This window comes from Levilactobacillus fujinensis, from assembly GCF_003946335.1.
Taxonomy (GTDB): domain Bacteria; phylum Bacillota; class Bacilli; order Lactobacillales; family Lactobacillaceae; genus Levilactobacillus; species Levilactobacillus fujinensis.
In genome coordinates this window covers 1-3,197 of the sequence record NZ_RHNX01000078.1, presented here as the reverse complement: position 1 = coordinate 3,197, position 3,197 = coordinate 1, and the positions used below count along the sequence as shown (strand labels likewise).

3 protein-coding genes are annotated in these 3,197 nt (G+C 42.7%); all 3 read left to right on the top strand.

Translation table 11 applies throughout. The features are described from left to right. A partial coding sequence (locus EKM89_RS13645; RefSeq protein WP_164510537.1) for an IS3 family transposase occupies nucleotides 1-90 on the top strand: 90 nt, incomplete at its 5' end. 956 nt (nucleotides 91-1,046) lie between these two features. After that, entirely contained in the window at nucleotides 1,047-2,111 is a 1,065-nt protein-coding gene (xerS, locus tag EKM89_RS13640) for a tyrosine recombinase XerS (RefSeq protein ID WP_125689322.1), read from the top strand. A gap of 12 nt (nucleotides 2,112-2,123) precedes the next feature. Then, a complete protein-coding gene (locus tag EKM89_RS13635) occupies nucleotides 2,124-3,089 on the top strand; it encodes an MFS transporter (protein WP_125689320.1) in 966 nt (321 codons plus the stop codon). Nucleotides 3,090-3,197 lie beyond the last annotated feature (108 nt).

Below are 3,197 nucleotides of genomic sequence, written 5' to 3'. Positions count from 1 at the left end.
GATTGGTATAATAATTCGCGACGCCAACCAACACTAAACGGCATGACCCCAGTAGAATACCGGAATCATGCCGTTAAGAATACTGCATAATGATTTTAATTATTTAGCTGTCTACTTGACAAGGAGCCGCGCCTTTTATATTTGGATTTACCAGCTGAAGCTTTATTTTTATTATCGAAGACTACTTTCGATAATATATATTATGTAAAGTAGAATATATTTTAAATATTATCCGTGAGATTGGCCACCCCTGTTTGGTCGTCGTTGCTGTATTTTGCTTGCACACAAATTTTAGAGCTATGTCTGCTGTAGCCAAATACTTTAGTAATAGCTTTTAGGTATCCGCAGTTAAGCGTCAATTAAAATATCTTCGCCCAGCCGTTCAATAAATCTATTACAATCTACATCAGAATGGATCTGCTGTCGTACATAACCGCTAGCTAATAGCTAAGTCTACCAGAAAATTCACTGTTGTCAGACTTTCTACGCGTATTCTACGGCATCCTCGTGATGAAGTTCTCCACCCAAAGTCTGAACGTACGCTTAGAATCAACGTATACTTGGGGGCCGAATTTTGCTGCTGTTACCGAGAGTTGAATTTCACTTGAATTACTTCTCAGCAACGAGACCAGTAGCCACCAGCCACGCTAGCTGACGGTTGGTTGTTCACCGTGAGATTGATTGTTCCTTACAGTCTGGATCCAGAAATTATTATAATATGCCGAAAACAACCGCTATACTCACCATTCGTCCACGAATAATTCATGAACTTTGGACAATCTGATTATCCAGAATCCCGTCTGTTTTTTAATTTAAACCTATACGTACTGGCTAAAAAGCCATGCCAAGACCGAAGTTTCAACCAGTAAGCAGTACAGATTAGTTAAGCTATTCTAGTAACCGGTGACTATCATGACGAACTACTTTCATTAAAACAGATATTTTAAAGACAGTAGTCGTTAAAAATTAAGCCAAGGGACTTGATTATTTCAATTTTCACCAGTATCATAAAGATTAATGAGAACATATGTTTGGAGGCCGTTTCTATGGAAAAGCAACATTATCTAAAATTAATCAACGAAGAACTGGCCAGTGCGCCCTGGTACGTCCAAGAATATTACCAAGCAAAAGCAACGATTCCCCTGTCCCCAGCCACATTATACCAATACCTCACGGAATTTCGCCGCTTCTTCAATTGGCTGATCAGTGAAGGTCTTACCCCTGCTGCTCATCCTGTGGACATTGACATTCAGGTCTTGGCTAAACTCAAAAAAGAAACGGTTGAATTATACAAATCTGCCCTGCTTAATCAAACGAAGCTAACGGGTGCTCCTGGCAGCCGAACTCATCCGACGATTAATCGCTCATTAAACGCCCTCTCCTCGCTATTTAAGTATCTCACCGAGGACACCGAGGATGAAACCGGTGAAGCTTACTTTGATCGTAACGTGATGCATAAAATTTCTCTGGTCAGAACCAGTGAAACCTATGCGACTCGAGCAGCTAATCTAAAGACAAAGCTGATGCTGGGAAATACAGATCACGATTACCTCGACTTCATTGACAATAAGTATGATGCGAAGCTTTCGCCTGCTCAAAAACGGTATTTTCATCGTGATAAGCAGCGTGATCTCGCTATTAATGCCTTACTATTAGGCAGCGGTCTCCGGGTGTCCGAAGCAGCTAATGCGGATCTCCGGCACCTCAATCTAAAGACCGGTACGATTGGTGTTGTCCGCAAGGGCGGGCAACGAGATACCGTCCCGATTGCACCTTGGACGTTGCCCTACATTCAGACGTACATTAATCAACGAACTGAAATTTATCACGCCACAAATAGCGATCGTGCCCTATTTCTCAGTAGTTATCGGGGCCAGGCATCACGAATGCAAGCTAACTCGATGGAAAAGATGGTTGCCAAGTATTCTGCTGCCTTTAAAGTACGAATTACACCCCATAAACTCCGGCACACCTTAGCATCCAAACTTTATCTGGCAACTAAGAATGAGCAACTAGTTGCCACCCAGCTCGGTCAGAACTCAACCAGTGCCACTGGTTTGTACACGCATATTATTGATGAAGAACAGCGTCAGGGCTTGGAGAAAATGTAAATCTCTGCGGGTATGATTGTAAACTTGGCCCCGGCCTTGGGACCTAGAGTTGGTGGGCTCATGGTAACGTGGGGAGGTTGGCAATTCATCTTTCTCACTACCCTCCCAATTGTTTTATTAACCTGGATTTTGGGACGACGCACATTAAAACATTTCTCACATCCAGGACAACCACTTAAATTTCAAACGCGGCAATTCTTCTTACTGATAACGATTTTCCTGATCTTTAATTTTGCATTGGGACAGATTAAAGATGACTGGTTACACATCTTAATTGTCTTAACGTTAATTTGTATCTGTGGCGGTCTACTAGGACAGTTCAATCGGTTACGTCAGCACGATTCAACTAATCTGCTAGATCTATCACTTCTAAAACGTCCCGCAGTTAAAGCAACCTTTCTACTTTACACGATGATTCAGCTTATCAATCTAGCCGTAAGTCTGGTCATTCCAACCATCGTCCAGCTAGGGCAGCAAGTCAATGCCCTTAACAGTGGACTTATTTTGCTTCCTGGTAGCCTGCTAGTTGCCTTGATAAATCCCTGGTTTGGTAAGCTATATGATCATTTTGGTGGCCAGCTTCCCATTTGTAGCGGGTTGGTAGCCATGCTAAGCGGATTAATCGGCTTGACTTTGTGTGCGCGGCGTCATCAACTCACCGGTATCGTTTTCTTTTTCATAATCTTTAGTATCGGCCGTACCATGAGTTTCGGTAATACTCTGACCACTGCCATGCAGCGGGTCCCCCAGTCAGTTCAGCCCGATTTGAATGCACTATATAGTACTGGCCAACAACTGGCTGGGTCCCTCGGAACAACTTTTGGTGCAACATTACTAGCAGTTCCGTTCAGAACTAACGGTCACACTGCAATCATGTTAAATGGCCAACTTGTTTTTAGTCTGTTAGCAATTTTGATGGCTGGCATGACGTGGCTTGGTTTCAGAATTTTCCATCAGTCACATGTCGATAATCACTAATTCACGTATTCAAATGAATTTTTCGATAATAAAAGGCTCTTTGTCAACCGGTGTTGATGGAGGGAATTTCGGAGGTTCAATTCATTTACGAATTGGGCCTCTTTTTTG